We start from the raw sequence: 18,170 nt of genomic DNA on the forward strand, positions 1-18,170 counted from the left end.
CGTGCATCGTCAGGTGCTCATTCAGAACGCTCACGTCGTGCCCGGCAACGGTCCGGAGTTGCCGGGCACCGACGTTCTCTGTACCGGCGGCGTGATCACGGCCGTCGGTCCTTCGCTCGCCGCCCAGGCCGATCCCTCGTGTGACGTCATCGACGCGACGGGGCTCACCGTGACCGCGGGGTTCGTCGACGCGCACCGGCACGTGTGGCAGGCGCCGCTGCGCGGCTCCGGCGCCGACATGCCCATGTCCCGGTACTTCGTGGAGGTGCTCGGCGCCGCCCTGGCCGCGATGTCCCCCGCCGACGCCGGCCGGGCGACGCTCCTCGGCGCCCGCGCGGCACTCAACGCGGGCGTCACCACGGTCTTCGACTACAGCAACGCGACCCACTCCCCCGAGCACACCGACGCGGTGGTCGAGGCGTTCGAGACGTCCGGCATCCGCGCCGTGGTCGGGTTCTGCGACCCCGCCTCACTCGGGCGCGCCACCGGCCGGGTCACGGGCGCGCTGTCGATCCTCGGCCCCGAGTACGGCGACTGGGACACCGCCGCCGCCGCGATCAGGCGGGGCCGGGAGCTCGGCGTGATGGTCGCGGCGCACGTCGCCGGCCCGTGCGTGCGGCGGCTGCACGACGAGGGGCTGCTCGGCCCGCACCTGCAGCTCGTGCACCTCAACGCGGTCACCGCCGACGACGCGAAGCTGCTCGCCGAGTCGGGCACGGCCGTCGTGGTGACGCCGACGGTGGAGGCGGTGATGGGGCACGGCGGGTCCGCGTACGGGCGGCTGGCGGAGGCCGGCGCGCGGCCCGCGTTCGGCGTCGACGTCGTGATCAACAACCCGCCGGACCTGTTCGAGCCGCTGCGGGACACGCTGCGCACGGCCCGGCTGGCGACGGGTTCCGCGTCGGTGCCGCCGTCCGGGGACCTGCTGCTCGCGGCGACACTCGACGGCGCCAGGGCCGTGGGTCTCGCCGGCGTCGTCGGTACCGTCGAAGCGGGCGGACGCGCCGACCTGCTGCTCCTGGACGGGCTCGGCCACCTGCGGGGCGACCGGGCGGGCGCGGTCGTCTCGTGCGTGACCGCGTCGGACGTGCGGACCGTGCTGGTGGACGGCCGCGTGGTGAAGCGGGACTTCGCCCTGCTGGTCTGACGTGCGTCGGGGGCGGGACGCGCGCGCGTCCCGCCCCCTGTTTCGCGGGTGGATCAGAAGTTGTCGGCGGTGCGGATCCGGCCGCGGAGGAAGGCGCCGGAGGTGGTCAGCTGGTTCGGGTTCGTCCAGCTGCCCGCCGAGCAGGTGCCCGGCTTGAACGCGGCGCTGCTCTCGTTCGCGTCCGAGTACGTCCAGTTCGCGTAGCTGATCTTCTTCGAGTCGAGCAGGTCCAGCCATGCGGCGCTGCTGTTGAGGTCGACGTTGCCGCCGCCGGTGTAGGTGACCGTGCCGAACTCGGTCACGAAGAGCGGCAGCCGGCCGGCCGCCCGCGACACCACGTTGCGGTAGTTGTCCAGGTGCGATGCGGCGTAGAAGTGGAACGTGTACATGATGTTCTGCGCGTTCACCGGGTTCGACACGATCTCGGACTCGTCGGTGCCGTCGGACACGCCGAGCGACGACCAGCCGCGGGTGCCGACGATCACGACCGCGTCGGGGTCGGCCGCCCGGATGACCGGGATGACCTGCTCCGCGTAGGACTTGATCCCCTGCCACGACACGTTGTTGGGCTCGTTGGCGATCTCGTAGATGACGTTCTTCTTGTTCGCGTTGCGCTGCGCGACCGAGGCGAAGAACGTCTTGGCCCGGTCCAGGTTGTAGTTCGGGTCACCCGGCGTCAGCGTGTGGAAGTCGATGATCGCGTACATGCCCTTGGACTCGGCCAGGTCGACGTACTGGTTGACCTGGTTGGTGAACCCGGCCGGGTTCGTCTCGTAGCCCTGCTCCTGCACGTACATCGCGATCCGCAGCAGGTCGGCCTTCCAGTCGTCGGCAAGCGCGGCCACGGAGGCGTTGGTGACGCAGGAGGCGAACCACTGGATGCCGTGGGTGCTCATGCCCCGCAGCTGGATCGCCTTGTTGTTCTGGTTGCAGAGGTTGACGCCGCAGACGTGCAGCTGCCCGTTGGCCGCGAGCGGCGTGCCACCCTGCGGCGGCGTGCTCGGGCTGGTGCTCGGCGACGGGCTGCTCGACGGGGACTTCGACGGCGTCGGGCTGTTCGTGACCCCGCCGGTGCAGGTCACGCCGTTGAGCGTGAACGTCGCCGGCGTCGGGTTGGCGGCGGTCCACGTACCGTTGAAGCCGATGCTCGTCGACGCGCCGGTCGCCAGGCCGCCGTTGTAGTCCAGGCTGCGGGCGGTGACCGCGGCGCCGCTCTGGCTGAACGTCGCCGACCAGCCCTGCCCGACCTTCTGCCCCGCGTCGGGGAACGTGAAGCCGAGCGTCCAGCCGTTCACGGCGTCGCCGAGGTTGGTGATCGTGATGTTGCCGGTGAACCCGCCCGGCCACTGGTTCACCGTGTACGCGACACGGCAGCCGCTGGCCGCGGACGCGTTGACGGCGGGCAGGACGATGATCCCGGTGACCGCGAGGGCGGTGGCGGCGCCCACCGCGAGGAGTCCACGTTTGTGCAAGACCTTCATGACCGGCGATCCTGGGTGCTCCTTCCGGGTGACGCCAGTTACACCGATGTCCCGGGACATCTCTGACCTGGCCCTTTCCCCAGCTCAGCACCCTTGCCGCCGGCCTTGTCGGCACCACGACGGTCGTGAAACGTTCATGCCCGCTACCGTTGAGGCGTGAGCGGGCCGCAGGCCCGCTCACCATAGGCGCAGGGTGGCTCGCGGCGACGCCGGAGCGGAGCGGAGGTGTCGGCGTGAGCGGACTGCAGCGGTTTGAGAAGCGTCTCGAGGGTCTGGTCGAGGGCGCCTTCGCCAAGGTGTTCAAGGGTGTCGTCCACCCGGTGGAGATCCTCAACGCGATGCAGACCGAGGCGAACGCCGGGAAGACCAGCATCCCCGGCGGCCGCATCCTGGTCCCCAACCGCTACGTGATCGTCCTGTCCCCCGCCGACCACGAGCGCCTGGCCGCGTACGCCGCCGCCCTCGCCCGCGAGCTCGCCCAGTCGCAGGCCGAGTACATCGGCGAGCAGGGCTGGGCCGTCTACGGCGACATCCTCGTCGAGGTGTCCCGCGGCGAGAACCTGGAGACCGGCCTCTTCCGCGTCGACGCCCAGGTGTACACCGGCGCGGACCAGCGCACCCGGCGCGGCCCCGACAGCGGCGTCCGCCTCGTCACGGACGACGGCTACGCCCACGCCGTCCAGCGCGGCAGCACCGTCATCGGCCGCGGCGACCAGGCCGACCTGCGCCTCGCCGACACGGGCGCCTCCCGCCAGCACGCCCGCCTCGACTTCGACGGCAACCGGCTCACCCTGACCGACCTGGGCTCCGCCAACGGCTCCCGGGTCAACGGCCAGAAGGTCACCACCGTCACCGTCAACCCCGGCGACGAGATCGTCATCGGCACGACCCGCCTCTCCGTCCGCGTCGAGCACCCCCCGTCCTGACCACCTCTCTTCACACCCAGTCATCCCGACCTCACACGACACGCCGACGATTTGCAGCGTGGTGCTAGGGTCGCTGACAAGAGGAACGCCCGGCGGCCCCGCCCACCCCGTATCCCTCCCGATGTGCCGCTGCGCGGCACGCTGCCCGCGCCGAGACGCGGGGCAGCCCGAGCGCCGCATCCACTGCCTGCCCCCGCCTGCCCCCGTCGGCCCGTTGCCCACCGTCTCGTGATCCAAGGCGGACCTGGCAGCGAGCACCCGGTCGCGGTTGATCCAAGGACGACCTCGGCCGTCCACACAGCCACCGGACGACTTCGATCACGAGCAGCGGGCGCTCCGGGACCATCGCGTTGAATGTTGCGCCCGCCGTCGTGATCCAAGGACGGCCCTGGCCGCGCGGACAGCCGGTTCCGTCCTTCGATCAAGGACGTGGAGCCGCGCGGCGGTTCCCGTCCTTCGATCATGGGCGTGGAGAACGTGAGCCCCCGGCAGCCATCACCGGCCGCCGCGGTCAGGTTCGGACGTCGAGGACGACGCGGGTCGGGTGTTGGAGCAGCATGATCCGGAAGCCGTTGCGGTGGGCGGTGGTGACGTCGGCGGTCATGAGGCCGGCGCCAATGATGGTGAAGTGCAGGGCGCGCAGGGACGGCAGGTCGAACGTGTGATCGGCCGGGCCCGTGTACGACGCGTGCGGCGACTGCGTGGGTGAGCCGTTGCCGGTGAAGGTGAGCCGGATCGTCGGGCCGGTGGACGCGTACGAGACGGACACCGTCGGCAGGTCGGGGCCGGCCATGTCGAAGACCAGGCGGTCGTAGCCAGGGTGGCGGCCCGACCGCACCGCGGCGACCACGGCATCGGGGGCGGTGCCGGTGCGCGCGACGGTGGTCGTGCCGAAGGGCTGCGACGGCTGGTGGGCGACGTCAACGGCGATCCGCTCCGGGTTGTGCAGGATGAGGACGCGGAAGCCAACCCGGTCGGCGAGGCCGAGGCCGAAACTCGCGTACCCCTCGAAGAAGCCGCCCGACTTGATCTGCAGCAGGGTCGGCAGGCGCGGGTTGCGGGTGGCCATGTCCCGGACGCCGGCGAGGCCCTGGAAGACGATCACCAGGTCGGCGGGGCCTGAGAGCTGAATCGCCTCGTCGCGGGCCTGGTGCTCGAGCCGGCCGTATTCGACGCGGTACGCGGGAGTGCCACCGGTGAAGTCGAAGACGGTCCGGTCGTACGCGGCGTGCCGGCCGGTCCGGACCCCGATGAGGGTCACGGGGCCGGCGCCGGAGGCGGGGCCGATGGCGGTGCCGGTGACGGTCGGTGCGGGCAGGTCGGTGGCCGCGACCGCCGCGGACGGCAGCAGCAGGACGGCCCCGACGGTCAGAGCGAAGAACGAGAAGCGGAGCATCTGCGGGCTCCTTCCAGGACGGACGCGGCGCCGTGCCGCGTATATCGGACGGCCCATCGACCCAGGCGGTTGACAGACGGTCACCCAGCCGACACAAACGCAACGCGGGCCCGCCCCCGGAGGAGGACGGGCCCGCGCCGCAGCGGAACGGATGATCAGCCGCCGGTGATGACGAACTGTGAGCCGGGCTCCTTGACGATGTTGCCGTCGGCGGAGTTGGTGATGGTCACGTTCGTCAGGTTGGCGTTGCCGCGCGCGCCGGACATGGCGAGGATGCCCGCGCCGTTGTTGGACTTGTCGATGCGCACGTTGGTGATCGCGACGTTCGGCATGTTGCCGCCGCCGTTCTTGAACTGGATGCCGTCGTACGTGGAGTCGAAGATGTCGGTGTCACGGATGGTGACGCCGACGATGTCGAGCGACGACGGGAAGAGCGTGATCGCGCCGAACTCCTGGTCCTCGTTCCAGAAGACGCCGCCGCACCGGTAGAGGCCGTTGTTGGCGATGACCGTGGTGCCGCTGAAGGGCTGCGGGGAGTGGTCGGTCGCCAGCATGATGCCGGGGTAGTTCATGGTGTCGGAGACGAGGTTGTTCTCGATGCCGTTGCCGTAGCCGCCGTAGATGGCGATGCCGTTGGCGCGCCACGGCAGCTGGACGGTGTTGTTGGTGAAGTGGTTGTCGTGGGCGATGTCGACGGCCGCGTCCTTCACCCGCGGGTTGGCCCAGACGGCGAGCGAGTCGTCGCCGGTGGTACGGAACGAGGAGTTGAACACGCGGGAGTTCTTCGTGCCGTTGGAGAAGTTGATGCCGTCGGCGAACGTGTCGCGGATGCGCATCCCGGTGAACTCGAGACCGTCGCCCGGGTTCCAGTAGGCGGGGGTGTCGCTGTAGTCGCGGCCGACCCACGCGCCGACGTTGACGTGCTCGATCCACACGTTGCTGATCTTCGTGTTCTTCCCGAACCGGCCGTTCAGACCGTGACCGCGGTTGGCGCGGTTGGTCGTACCGCCGAAGATCGCGAGATCGGAGATCTGCGTGCTGTCGTCGATGTCGAAGCCGACGTTGCCCTCGTGGGGGTGGTTGATGTTGCCGACGACGTTCTGCGGCTCGGTGAGCGTGTAGAGCTGCGAGTGCCACATGCCCGCGCCGCGGATGGTGACGTTGCGGATGCCCTTCTGGTTGTACTGGCCGCGGGTCGGGTCGACGGACAGGATCTTCTGCTCCTGCCGCCACTGGCCGGCCGGGATCCAGACGCAGCTGATGACGCCGTTCATGTCGTCGTTGACGGCGCGCTGGATGGCGGCGGAGTCGTCGATGCCGTCGTTGGGGACCGCACCGTACGTGGTGATCGACGTGCACCCGGCGGGCTGGCTGAGCGCCGGCGCGACCTGCTCCAGGTCGATCAGGTCGATGTAGTAGAAGGACGCGGTGTCACCGGCGTCGCGCTGCAGCTTGAACTTGGTGCCGGGCGGGTAGGACGACGCCAGCAGCGCGTGCGACTCGTCGAACAGGCGGCGGGCGTTGGCCTGCGGCGAGTTCGACAGCGACTCGGTGTCGTCCGTCGTGCCGTACAGCCAGCTGTACTTCGAGGACAGCGTGATCTTCTGGACGAAGACGTTGTTGGCGTACAGGCTGATCGTGTAGTCCTGACCGCCGCCGGAAGCGGAGTCCGGGACGGAGTTGCGCACGACGATCGAGTTCGCCTGGTTGGTCGAGGTGATCTCGACGTAGTTGCCCTGGCTGTTGAGGCGCACCGACGCGCGGCCCGAGGACTCGGTGCCGAAGTTGGTGTGCCCGAACGTGCGCAGCGAGTCGGCGGTCACCAGGGTGCCCTGGTAGGTGCCGGCCTCCGCCTCGTACGAGGTGTACGGCACCGCCGCGCCCCGCCCGACGACGATCGACTGCGTGAAGGTGTTGTTGCTCTCGTTGGTCTCCGTGAGCACGCCGGTGGCGTCGGCGGTCGCGGTGATGGTCGCGCCGCCGCTGGTCGCGGTCCAGGTGCCGCTGATCGCGACGTTGGCGGTGGCGCCGGCCGCGATCGAGCCCGTGGTGCCGTTGAGCGTGGTGCCGCCGACGGTGACGCGGGTGACCGTGTTGACGCCGGACGCGGTGGTACCGCGGTTGTTGACGGCGACGGTGAAGCTGACGGCCGCGCCGACCGCGGGGTTCGCCGGGTTCGACGACACGCCCAGCACCTGCAGGTCCGGGCCGGGCGCCTGGGCGACGACGAGCTGCGACGAGGCGGTGAACGCGTTGTTGGACTCGTCCTGCTCGGCGACCGTGTTCGCGGGGTCGACGGTCGCGGACACCGGGTAGCTGCCCATGGCGCGGGTGCCGGCGTTGACGGTGACGGTCGTGGACGCGCCGGCGGCGAGCGCACCGACGGCGGCGGTCCCGGCGGAGGCCCCGCCGACGTTGACGTTGACCGTGGTGGCGGCGGAAGCGGCGGTGCCGGCGTTGCGCACCGTCGCGGAGACCGTGACCGGGGTGACCTCGGTCGGGGCCGACGGCGACCACGTGAGGGCGGTGACGACGAGGTCCGGGTTCGGCGCCGGGGTGCCGATGACCTGGAGCTCGGCGACCTGGCCGCCGGGGGCGCCGTTGTTGGTGAAGATCTGCAGCTGCAGGTCGGCGACGCGGCCGCTGACGGGGATCGACACCGTGTTCTGGTTGCCGGTCGGGCTGAAGCCGTAGTCGGCGCGGGCCTTCAGCGACGTGAACCCGGTCGCGGACTGCTCGCGGCCGAGGACCTGGATCGCCTGGGTGCGCGGGCCCCACGCAGTGTCGGGGTTGAGCTTCACGACGACGGAGCTGATGTCGGCGTTGGAGCCGAGCTTCACCGTCAGGATGCCGGGGAGGCCGTTGGACTCCCAGTAGGAGCCGACGTTGCCGTCGTTGGCGTTGGTCGCCACGAACGAGAACACCGAGGAGTTGGCCTCGATCGCCTTGCCCTGGGCCAGGTTCGTGCCGTTCGGCGGGGTGGTCCCGGTCCGGGTGACGTGGTTGCTCTCCGCCGACGTGTTACCCGCCGGGTCGGTCGCCTTCACGTAGTACTCGACCGTCGCCGTGTCCGGCTGCGTGTCGGTGTACACCAGGACGTTGCCGCCGACCGTCGCCCGCAGCGCGCCGTTGGCGAAGACCTGGTAGCTGGCGATGCCCGCCGCCGAGGTCGACGCGGTCCACGTGAGCCGGATCTGGCCCGACGCGGGCTGGGTGTAGGCGAGGTTGCCGGGTGCGGTCGGCGGCTGGACGGTGCCCGCGGCGCCGTAGATCTCGAACTCCGACAGCTGCGCGGCGGGCCAGCCGGTGTTGGCGGAGATGGTGACCCGCACGTACCGGACGCTGGCCGCGGTGAAGTTGATGGTCACCACGTTCTGCGCGGACTGGTTGAACACCCGCCCGGCCGACGGCGACAGGTCGTTGAACGCGGTGCCGTTGACGCTGCCCTGCACGGCCAGGGTCTGCGTGCGGGTGCCCCAGTTCGAGGGCAGCTTCAGCACCACCTGGTCGATGGCCGTGTTGGCGCCCAGGTCGACCTGGATCCACTGCGGGAACACGTTGTTGGTGCTCTCCCAGTACGACCCGGCGTTGTTGTCGTTGACGTTGCCGGTGCCGTACGGGCCGTTGGAGCTGCTGGCCTGTACGGACTTGCCGAGGGCGAGGTTGGGCCCGCCGGCGGCCTGCGCGGCCGGGGGCATCGTGGCGGCGATGACCGCGGTCGCCAGGACCGCGGCAAAGAGCCGCCACCTGGTCTTTCGAGTTCTCATGACGTCTTGGCCTCTCGGGGCGGGGGGCGCGACGCACCGAGCCCGCGGGAGGACGTCCAGCGGGCTGTCGGAGCTTGTCTGGTCGCGGCGGCGGGGACGGACGGTGAGGTGTACGGAGCAGGCGGTGGCGGTCGACTGCTACGCGGCTTGCACAGCGGCGCACAAAATCTTGACGGGTTATGCAAATTTCTTGCGTCGCTGGGCATCCAAGATTTCAGATGGCTGACGGTTCGTCAACATGCGCGACACCGGTTCATTGACAAGGCATTGATAGGAGTGTTTATTGTTAACCACTTTGCCTAATCCCCCGCCCCGCTTCCGCAAGGGACACCCCCATGAACAGACCCACCCTCGCCGGCGCAGCCCTCCTGGTGGCGACCACCGCGGTTCTCGCCGTGACGCTCGGCGGTACCGACGCCAACGCCGCCACCGCGGGACCCATCACGGGACTCGGCGGCAAGTGCGTGGACGTGGCCGCGGCCAGCCCCGCCAACGGCACCGCGGTCCAGCTCTACGACTGCAACGGCACCGCCGCCCAGACCTGGACCGTCGACGGCACGACCATCAAGGCGCTCGGCAAGTGCCTCGACGTGACCGCCGCGTCGACCGCGAACGGCGCGCTCATCCAGCTGTACGACTGCAACGGCACCGGGGCGCAGCAGTGGACCGCCTCGAACGGCACCCTGGTCAACGCCGGCTCCGGCAAGTGCCTCGACGCGACCGGGCAGAGCTCGGCGAACGGCACCCGGCTGCAGATCTGGACGTGCACCGGCGCCGCCAACCAGACGTGGACCCTGCCCGGCGGCACCGTGCCGCCGCCCTCCGGCGGCCTGAACCCCGCGGTCGCGCCCGGCGGCAACTTCGACCTGTCGATCTGGCAGCTGCAGCTGCCCGTCGGCTCCCCCGGCGCGCCCACGACCATCCCGTCGTCGCAGCTGCGCGGCCCGAACGGGTACACGAACCCGGCGTACTTCTTCACCGACAAGAACGACGGCTCGATGACCTTCTGGGCCCCGGAGAAGGGCGTCACCACCCCGAACTCCAACTACGCCCGCTCCGAGCTGCGCGAGATGAACGCGAACGGCACCGCCGCGGACTGGCGCCTCGCCGGGTCACACCGCATGAGCGCGACCCTGCGCATCCCGAACGTGACGAAGAACGTCTGCGTCGGCCAGGTCCACCTCGGCACCGGCGGCCCGTCGACGAAGCCGCTGCTGGAGCTGTACTACCGCCCCAACGGCGACATCTACCTCGGCACCGAGAACTCCCCCGACGGCGGCCAGACCCTGCACCTCGTCGGCAACGTCCCGCTCGGCGTCAAGTGGTCCTACGTCATCGCCATCTCCGGCGGCAACCGGATCAACCTGACCGTCAACGGCAGCACCACCAGCTACCCGATCCCGTCGTCGTTCAACCAGTACGGCATGTACTTCAAGGCCGGCTCCTACAACCAGTCCTCCTCCGACAGCACCACCAACGGCGCGAAGGTCAAGTTCTACGCCCTGACCGTCTCACACGCCTGATCTGCCGGCGTGCCGCGACGGCCGAGGGCCGGCCTCCCCGTTCGGGAGACCGGCCCTCGGTGTGCTGTGCGGGTCCTGCCTGTTCTCAGGTCGTGATCAGGGGTAGCTGATCACGTTGGACGGGGTCACCGCGGACGGGAGGGCGGGGGCGCCCGTGTCGTTGATGACGTGGGTGATGGAGCCCTTGCCCAGGGACACGGTCATGATGTTGTGGAACTTCACGTTCGGGGTGTTGGGCACTTCGAACGAGTGGTAGGCGGCGATCGACGAGTCCGTGGTGAACACGCAGTAGCTGCCCATGCCCCAGCCCTCGTGGCTGGTGACGTTGGCGCCGACCTTGTAGGCGGCGTAGCCGACGATCCCGTCGTGGGACCAGGCGGCGGCCGACGGCGGGTCGTACGGCAGCTCGTTCTGGAAGAAGATCGTGCGGCCGCCGTTGCCGTTCCAGACCACGTTGTACTTGTTGAAGTGCTCGACGAACAGGCCGTAGGCGAGGACGTTCTGGCCGTTGACGATGAGGCCGTTGTCGGACGGGTTGGAGGTCCAGCCCGCGCCGTCGCCGTGGTCCGCGCGCCACGCCCAGATGTGGTCGATGATCGTGTTGTTGTTGTTGACGATCAGGGCCGCGCTCGCCTTGGCCGCGCCCGCGCCGCCGACGCGCAGGAACACGTCGGAGATGAGGTTCGGGGCGGTGGCGTGGTTGCCGCTGGCGCCGTTCGGGCCGACCTGCAGCAGCGCCGGGGAGTTCGTCGGGCCGGCGTCGAAGAGCAGGCTGGCGATCTTGACCCCGTCGACGTCGCCGATGGCCATCGGCAGGGCGCCGTTGTCCGCGACGATCGTGGCGTACCCGAGGCCGAGGACCACGGTGTTGGCGCGGTTGATGTTGACGGTGCTGTTCAGGTGGTACACGCCGGGGGTGAAGAGCAGGTTGAGGCCCTGCGCGACGGCGGCGTTGAGGGTCGCGGCCGTGACGCCCGGCTTGGCGACGTAGAACTGGGTCAGCGCGAGCGAGGTGCCCGGGGTCTGGCCGTTGATCCAGGTGGCGCCGCTGCTGTTGGTGCGCAGCGACGGCACGAACACCCGGTACGCGCCGGAGGCGTCCATGTACAGGTACGGCTTCTCCTGCGTGATCGGGCTCTGGTTGATCGTGGTGTACGGCGGGTTCGGGAAGCTGTTCGCCGGGGCGCCCTGCACGCCGGAGAACACCATGTTCCAGACCGAGCCGTTCCAGCTGCCGATCGTGCTGTCACGGGTGAACCACTGCTGCTGCGAGCAGGGGTTGATGTTGCCCGTGACGCGGGAGTCGGCGATGTAGCCGCCGGACGCCCAGCCGCAGTTCGGCGACGCGAGGGTCATGCCGCCGTGGATGTCCATGCGGCGGAACGGGGCGGCCTGCGCGACGGCCCACCGGTCGATGCCGTTGACCGGGTACACGGACAGGTTCTCCGCCGAGCGCCAGAAGTTCTGCGTCGCGTTGCCCCCGAACCAGCCGGCGTCGACGGTGATGTCACCGTTGATCCGGACGTCCTGCGGGTTCTGGCCGAGGCCGTTGATCGAGGTGTAGAAACCGATCTGGGCGTTGAGGCCGCTGTACGTGCCGGGCTTGAACAGGAACTGGATGCGGCCGGGGCCGAACTGCGCGGTCTCCTGCTGCGTGAAGACCTGGTCGAGCTTCGCCTGGATCGTCGCGCTGGACTGCGACGGGTCGAAGACGATCACGTTGGCGCCGAGGTCGCCGCCGCCCTGGATCGGGCCGGTGGACGTCGAGGGGGTCGTCGACGGGGACGGGGACGTCGGCTGCGACGGCGTGTTCGACGTCGGGCCGGTGCCGGTCCGGACGATGAACTCCCAGATCGAGTAGCCGTAGCCGGTCGCGCGGGCGGTGCCGTACACCCGGACGAAGCGACCGGTGCCGGTCACGTCGAGGGTCTGGATGCCGCCGGTGCCGCCGGTCACGGTCTTGATCGTGGTGTACGTGTTGCCGTCCGGCGACGTCTGGATCTGGAAGTCCTTGCCGTACGCGGCCTCCCAGTTGATCGTCACCTGGCAGATCGACTGGCTGCTGCCGAGGTCGACGGCCAGCCACTGCGGGTCGCTGAACTGGCTGGACCAGCGGGTGCCGGTGTTGCCGTCCACGGCCGCGCCGGCGGCGTTGGCGCCCGTGTTCTCGGCGCTCGAGGCCGTGGCGGGCTTGCCCTGCGCGGCGTTGGCCGTCGTGTTACAGGTGCCGGGGTTGGTGCCGCCGAACGATCCGTAGACCTGGAACTCCCACAGCGAGTAGCCGTAGCCGGTGGCGCGGGCGGTGCCGTACATCCGCACGTACCGGCCGGAGCCGGTCACGTCGTAGGTCTGCGCGCCGCCGGTCGCCCCGGTCACCGACTTGATGTCGGTCCAGGTGTTGCCGTCCGGTGAGGTCTGCAGCTTGAACGCCGTCGCGTACGCGGTCTCCCAGTACAGCTTGATCTGCGTGATCGTCGCGGTCTGGCCCAGGTCGACACGCAGCCACTGCGGGTCGGACGCGGCCGACGACCAGCGGGTGCCGGTCGTGTTGCCGTCGAACGCGGCGGAGGCGGGGGTGCCGCCGTTCTCGTCGGACGACGACAGCGCGGTCTTGCCTTGCGAGAGGAGGGTGTCGGCCGCGGAGGCCGTCAAGGTCGTGGTCACCGCGTACGTCGCCAGCATGAGCATGGCGGCGGCGGACGCGATGATCAGATTCCGGCGGCGGCGGCGCGCCGGTCGTGCGGCGGTCAGCATCAATTGCTCCCGGTTTCAGGGCGGGCGGCAGCCGGCAGCGCCACCGTAGGGGTACGGTGGTGCTCGGTCCGGCCATCCGGGGGGGTGTGTCACTCCGGGACCGTGAACGGCGGCTCCGGAGTCGGGGTGGGAGAGCGCTCTCCAAGGACGAGGGTTGCCCGATCGAGCGGCCCTGTCAAGAGGTCAGCCACCCCGCGCGCCACTTATTTTTCGATCCGTACGAAGCGTGATGCCTCCGACCTGCCCATTACCCTTCCCCCACTGCGCCGATCACTGGAGAGCGCTCTCTTGTGACTGCCGGTGACTGTTTGCGTCTGCTCGCGGCGCCTGTACTGGCCCGCTACGTTCCGCACGTGACTCATTCCTCGCCGTAGTCACGATTTGCAGGCATGCGTTACGGTGTTGAAGAAGGAACGCCGCCACCGAGAACCTCCGGCCGTCCTCCGCCATGGGGTGGTCGCAGCAGCTTGCAGCAAGGCCTCCCCCGCACCACCCAGCCGCCCGGTCGCCCGCGACGCCCGCGCCCGCGACGCCCGCGCGGGCCACGCGCGCGACATCGCGACCCCACGGTCGGTCGGGCCCGCGGTCGGGTCGGGCCCGCGGTCGGGTCGGGCCCACGGTCGGACCAGCGGCTCGGGAGGGTTCCGGAGTGGTCGGGTCAGCAGCCGGGAGAGCTCCGGATCAATGGCGCAAAGAGACTTCCGGCAGGCGCCGGGAGGTTCCGCGGGTCGGCGGCCCTTGGAGGGCGCCGAGGCAGCAGCCCGAGCTGCGGCCTCGATCAGCGGCTCGGGTGACTTCGGGCCGGGCTTGAGCGACTTCAGGCCGGCGGCTCAGTCGGCTCGGACTCTGCGCGTGGGTGACTTCGAGGCAGTGACCTGGGTGGTTTCAGGCCGGCGGCTCGGGTGACAGCGGCAGCGGGCAGGCTGGCCGGACTCGGGCAGGCGCGGCAGTCTCCGGACACGGGCGAGGCCGGCGGTTCCGGACACGGGCGGGCGCGGCAGTGCCAGGCCGGGCTCGGGGGTGGTGCAGGCCGGGCCCGAGTGGCTTCGGCGGCCCCGTCTGGTCGCCGCAACGGGCGTACCCCTCCGCTCGCCGCATGGCCTCGACCGCCGGCGCGAGGCGCCTGCGTCAGTGGCTCGAAAGGCGGAGGTCGCCGACCGCGGTGACGGCTGGGCCCGAGCCGAGCGTGAACCCGAGGTGCCGTAGGCGCGCCACCTGGCCGGGGTCGCTGACGCCACTGATCACCGTCTCTACGCCCGTTGCAGCGACCAGTCGGGCCACGGCGTCGACGAGGGCATCGCGGCGGCGGTCGAGGTCGTCCGCGGAGAAGGGGCTACCCGGAGAAAAGGGGTGATCTGCTCGAAAGTGAGCATCAGCGGCGAAGCGGACGTCTGCGGGAAAGGGGGCATTCGCAGCGAAGCGGCCGTCCGCGGGGAAAGGGGCGTTCGCGGAGTAGTGGCCGTCCGGGGAGAAAGGGGCGGTCGCGGGGACTGGGCCAGCAGTCGGGAACAGGGCGGCGTCCAGCACCAGGCGTGTGAACGGCAACGAGACCAGCAGGTCGAGGCGGGCGTGTGCGGTGCCGGTGTGGTCCAGGGCCAGGCCGACGCCGATCGCGCGGAGCTCCTGCAGTGCACCGCGGACCCCCGTACCCTCGCCGGCGTCCTCGCCCGCGAGAGCGGCCGGCACGGCCAGGGTAAGGCTGGCGGGGGCGACGGCCGCGGCGGCCAGGATGCCGGCGACGTCGTGCGGGAAACCGGGGGCGAGCAGCGCCGAGCGGCTCACGTCGACGGTGAACGGGCGGCCCGGGGGTGTCACGCGGCACGCCTCGGTGAGCAGCCAGCGGACCAGGGGCACGGTCAGGTCGGCGACGTCGACGGAGGGCCAGCGGGCGCTGAGGCGGCGTTCGACCTCGGCGCCGTCGGTGAGGCGGGCGATCGGCTCGTGGGTGAGCTCGACGCGGCCCGCGTTGATCGCGGCGCGGAGTTCGTCGGCGCGCTGGGCCGGGGTGGCGAGCAGGCCGGCCAGCGTCGGGCTGTACCGGGCGAACCGTCCCTTGCCGGCCTGTTTCGCGGCGTACATGGCGATGTCCGCGTGGCGGAGCAGCAGCTGGGGGTCGTCGGAAGCGGGGCGCTGCGCGACGCCGACGCTGGCGTTCACGGTCAGCAGGTGGCCGTGTGTTGTGACGGGGTTGGCGAGCTCGGCCAGGATCCGTTCGGCGACCTCACCGGCGGCGGCCTCGTCGGCGAGTGGCAGCAGGACCGCGAACTCGTCGCCGCCGAGGCGGGCCACGAGGTCGCCGGGGCGCACGGCGGCGCGCAGCCGGCGGCCGACCTCGACGAGCAGGCCGTCGCCGACGTGGTGGCCGAGGGTGTCGTTGACGGTCTTGAAGTCGTCGAGGTCGACCAGGATCGCGGCGCCGTGGAAGGCCTCGTCGAGGGTGTCGTTGAACAGGGACCGGTTCGGCAGGCCGGTGAGCGCGTCGTGGGTCGCCTGCTCGTGCAGGAGCCGCTGGTGCTCGCGGACCGTGCCGAGCAGCGCGTCGTTGTCCCGGAACGCGAGCAGTTGCCGCAGCACGACGGTGGCGGTCGCGGCGACCGCGCCGGCGAGGACGGGGCCGTCGCCGCTGTTCGCGACGAGCAGCAGATAGACGCCGACGACCGCGAAGTAGGGCAGGATGCTGTACGGGCGGCGCCGCCGGCGGACCACGGTCGCCGGCCGGACGCGGCGCAGCTGCACGACCCCGGCGAGGCCGACCATCGTGCCCTCGGCAGTGGTGATGATGTCGGAGACGCCGGCGAGCCGGTCGTTCTGCAGCACGGGCACGAGCGCGGACCCGACCGCGCCGAGCACGACGACGCCGGCGAGGGACTGCAGCGCGAGCATGTCGACGGCGTCGGTGCCGACGAGGATGAGCTTCACGACGGCGAGGACGGCGAGCAGGCACAGCAGGCTCAGCACCAGCAGCCCAAGGGCGCGTGGCAGGTCGGCGCGGGCGTCGGAGATCGGCTCGAGCACGAACTGCCACAGGAACGTCGCCGAGCACACCAGGACGGTCGCGGCGTCGAGGCCGAGGCGCAGCCAGTCGCCGCGACTTCGGCTGCGGGTCGGCAGCCGGAGCAGCCCCCACAGCACCAGCAGCAGCGCGATGCTGAGCAGCAGCACGGCGCCGGCGAGGACGGGCCCTGACTTGCGGCCGCCGAGGCTCGCCTCGGTCAGGGGTTTCGTGGCGGGCGCGATGAACAGTGCGGCGATGCCCATGAGCCGCCAGAAGCGCCGACCGGCGGGGGCGAGCCGGTCGAGGCGGGACGCCTGGAACAGGAACCAGGAGGCGACCGCGAGGGACAGCGCCCCGGGCAGCCATCCGAGGATCGTCATGCCGTCGAACCCGAGCCCGCGGGCGACGGCCCAGCCGAGGGCGACGGCGAAGAGCGGGGCGTAGAGCAGCAGCAGCCGACGGACACCGTCGGCCAGCGTGTCAGCGCGCCGCTCCGGCTCGTCCAACGCCTGACCTCACCGCCTCGTCCTGTGCCGGTGTTTCCCGGCCGACGTCTTGTTCGGCCGGAGTGGTGCCGAGCTGAGCGGTATCGCGTGCGGACAGGGTAGCGGTCCGTCACCGCTCACGTCGACCGAGGATCTGCCGATGACGGGGGTATGAATCTCCGACGGCTCGCGCCGCCGAAGCAGCTGGGCGGGCGGATCCGCTGGCTCTTCGTGATCTTCGGAGTCTTCAACCTCGTCACCGTGCTGCCCCGGGTGCTGGGCCACGGCACCGGGCCGGTCACGGCGCGGGTCGCCGCCGCCGTGGCCGCGGTCGCGCTCGCCGGGTGGTGGTTGCGCCAGTACCGGCTGGGCACGTTCCCCGCGTGGATGATCCCGTTCGAGGCCCTCGCCCTGCTCGCGATCGGTCTCGGCATGCGGGACTGGGTGGCGACGCTGGGGCTGCTGTTCGTGTTCGTGTCGTTCCGCGGCCTGTACGGCACGTGGCGGCACGTGCTCGCGTTCACGGTGCTCGTCTTCGCCGCCGCGGTCGCCGGGGTGGCGTTGACGGAGCCGTCGCACGTCGCGCAGTTCCTCCAGCAGGCGCCCGGGGTGCCGCCGCTCGCGCTGTTCACGGCGGCGGTCGCGGAGTCGACCCGGCGCCAGGAGCGGGCCGCGGCGCGGGAGCGGGTGTTCGCCCGGCTCGGCTCGACGCTCGCGACCACGCAGGACCGGGAGACGATCCTGCGGCTGAGCGCGGAGGCGGCGGTCGAGCTGCTCGACGGCATCCCCGGCGGGTGGGCCGTCACCGTCGTCGACGACCTCGTGGTGACCGCCGCCGGTCCTGTACCGGTGGAGCTCCTGACCGGCCCGGTGCCGCCGGCGGCGGAGGGTGGCGGCGTCCGGATCCCGCTGCGCTCCGACAAGCAGCACTTCGGTGACCTCCTGGTCGGCAACGGGTCCGCCGAGGTGCGCCCGTCGCTCGCGACCCTCGCCGCGCAGACGTCCCTCGGCCTGGTCAACGCCGAGCACGCCGCCGACCTGCACTATCAGGCGTTCCACGACAACCTCACGGGACTGGCGAACCGGTCGCTGCTGCGCGAGCACCTCGGCCACGCCCTCGCCCGGGCCCGCCGTGGCGGCCCGGTCGCGGTGCTGCTCATCGACCTGGACGGGTTCAAGCAGGTCAACGACACCTACGGGCACGCGGCCGGCGACCAGCTCCTGGTCGCGGTCGCGCAGCGGCTCCGCGACGGCATCCGCGGCGCCGACACGGCCGCCCGGCTCGGCGGCGACGAGTTCGCGGTGGTGCTGGACGGCATGGACGCCGCCGGCGACGCCGTTCACGTCGCGGGCCGACTCCTCGCGGCGATCCAGGAGCCGGTCCCGAACGCGGTGCTGGGAGCGACCGGCACCGCCGGGGCGGCGCTGCTGCCGCAGGCGAGCATCGGGGTCGCGGGCTGGCGCGGGCACGCCGGGATCGACGAGCTGCTGCACGACGCGGACGTCGCGATGTACGCGGCGAAGACCGCCGGCAAGGGGCGTGTCGCGCACCTCGACGAGACCGGCACGGTGCGGCTCGCGGCGGCCCTGACCTCCTGAGATCCCGGTCTGGAGATCCGCACATATTGACCTAAGTGATAGTGAGGACGACACTGGCTACAAACCTGTGACATCGATGTCACGATGTCACGAACCG

Annotated in this window: 9 protein-coding genes; 4 read left to right on the forward strand and 5 right to left on the reverse strand. The window is 70.9% G+C overall.

Going from position 1 to position 18,170, the window contains the following annotated elements; all coding sequences use genetic code 11:
• The first annotated feature begins 1 nt into the window (after window position 1).
• Entirely contained in the window at window positions 2-1,147 is a 1,146-nt protein-coding gene (locus ABZ321_RS49630) for an amidohydrolase family protein (protein ID WP_354903409.1), read from the forward strand.
• A gap of 53 nt (window positions 1,148-1,200) precedes the next feature.
• On the opposite strand, the gene ABZ321_RS49635 is transcribed toward ABZ321_RS49630, so the two are convergent.
• The gene (locus tag ABZ321_RS49635; RefSeq protein WP_354903411.1) at window positions 1,201-2,628 is read right to left on the reverse strand and encodes a cellulase family glycosylhydrolase; all 1,428 of its coding nucleotides are present in this window, start codon (window positions 2,626-2,628) and stop codon (window positions 1,201-1,203) included.
• Window positions 2,629-2,861: 233 nt separating this feature from the next.
• On the opposite strand from ABZ321_RS49635, the gene ABZ321_RS49640 reads away from it, so the two are divergent.
• Window positions 2,862-3,554, forward strand: a complete 693-nt coding sequence (locus ABZ321_RS49640; RefSeq protein WP_344504554.1) for a DUF3662 and FHA domain-containing protein — start codon at window positions 2,862-2,864, stop codon at window positions 3,552-3,554.
• Between the two features lie 511 nt (window positions 3,555-4,065).
• Here the strand turns inward: ABZ321_RS49640 and ABZ321_RS49645 are convergent.
• The gene (locus ABZ321_RS49645) at window positions 4,066-4,950 is read right to left on the reverse strand and encodes a hypothetical protein (protein ID WP_354903413.1); all 885 of its coding nucleotides are present in this window, start codon (window positions 4,948-4,950) and stop codon (window positions 4,066-4,068) included.
• 155 nt (window positions 4,951-5,105) lie between these two features.
• A complete protein-coding gene (locus ABZ321_RS49650; RefSeq protein ID WP_354903415.1) occupies window positions 5,106-8,717 on the reverse strand; it encodes a CARDB domain-containing protein in 3,612 nt (1,203 codons plus the stop codon).
• Window positions 8,718-9,052: 335 nt separating this feature from the next.
• Between ABZ321_RS49650 and ABZ321_RS49655 the strand changes: the two genes are divergently transcribed.
• Window positions 9,053-10,240 (forward strand): polysaccharide lyase family 7 protein, encoded by a 1,188-nt coding sequence (locus ABZ321_RS49655; RefSeq protein ID WP_354903417.1) that lies wholly within the window; start codon window positions 9,053-9,055, stop codon window positions 10,238-10,240.
• Between the two features lie 96 nt (window positions 10,241-10,336).
• On the opposite strand, the gene ABZ321_RS49660 is transcribed toward ABZ321_RS49655, so the two are convergent.
• Window positions 10,337-12,994 carry a discoidin domain-containing protein gene (locus tag ABZ321_RS49660; RefSeq protein ID WP_354903418.1) on the reverse strand — a complete coding sequence of 886 codons (2,658 nt, stop codon included), beginning with the start codon at window positions 12,992-12,994 and terminating at the stop codon, window positions 10,337-10,339.
• A 1,128-nt stretch (window positions 12,995-14,122) separates the two neighbouring features.
• On the reverse strand, window positions 14,123-16,495 hold the full coding sequence (locus tag ABZ321_RS49665; RefSeq protein WP_354903419.1) for a diguanylate cyclase: 2,373 nt from the start codon (window positions 16,493-16,495) through the stop codon (window positions 14,123-14,125).
• A 150-nt stretch (window positions 16,496-16,645) separates the two neighbouring features.
• On the opposite strand from ABZ321_RS49665, the gene ABZ321_RS49670 reads away from it, so the two are divergent.
• Complete coding sequence (locus ABZ321_RS49670) at window positions 16,646-18,073, forward strand: GGDEF domain-containing protein (RefSeq protein WP_354903421.1); 1,428 nt, start codon at window positions 16,646-16,648, stop codon at window positions 18,071-18,073.
• Window positions 18,074-18,170: the final 97 nt, after the last annotated feature.

Origin of the sequence: Dactylosporangium sp. NPDC006015 (genome assembly GCF_040614215.1) — a bacterium.
Classification (GTDB): domain Bacteria; phylum Actinomycetota; class Actinomycetes; order Mycobacteriales; family Micromonosporaceae; genus Dactylosporangium; species Dactylosporangium maewongense.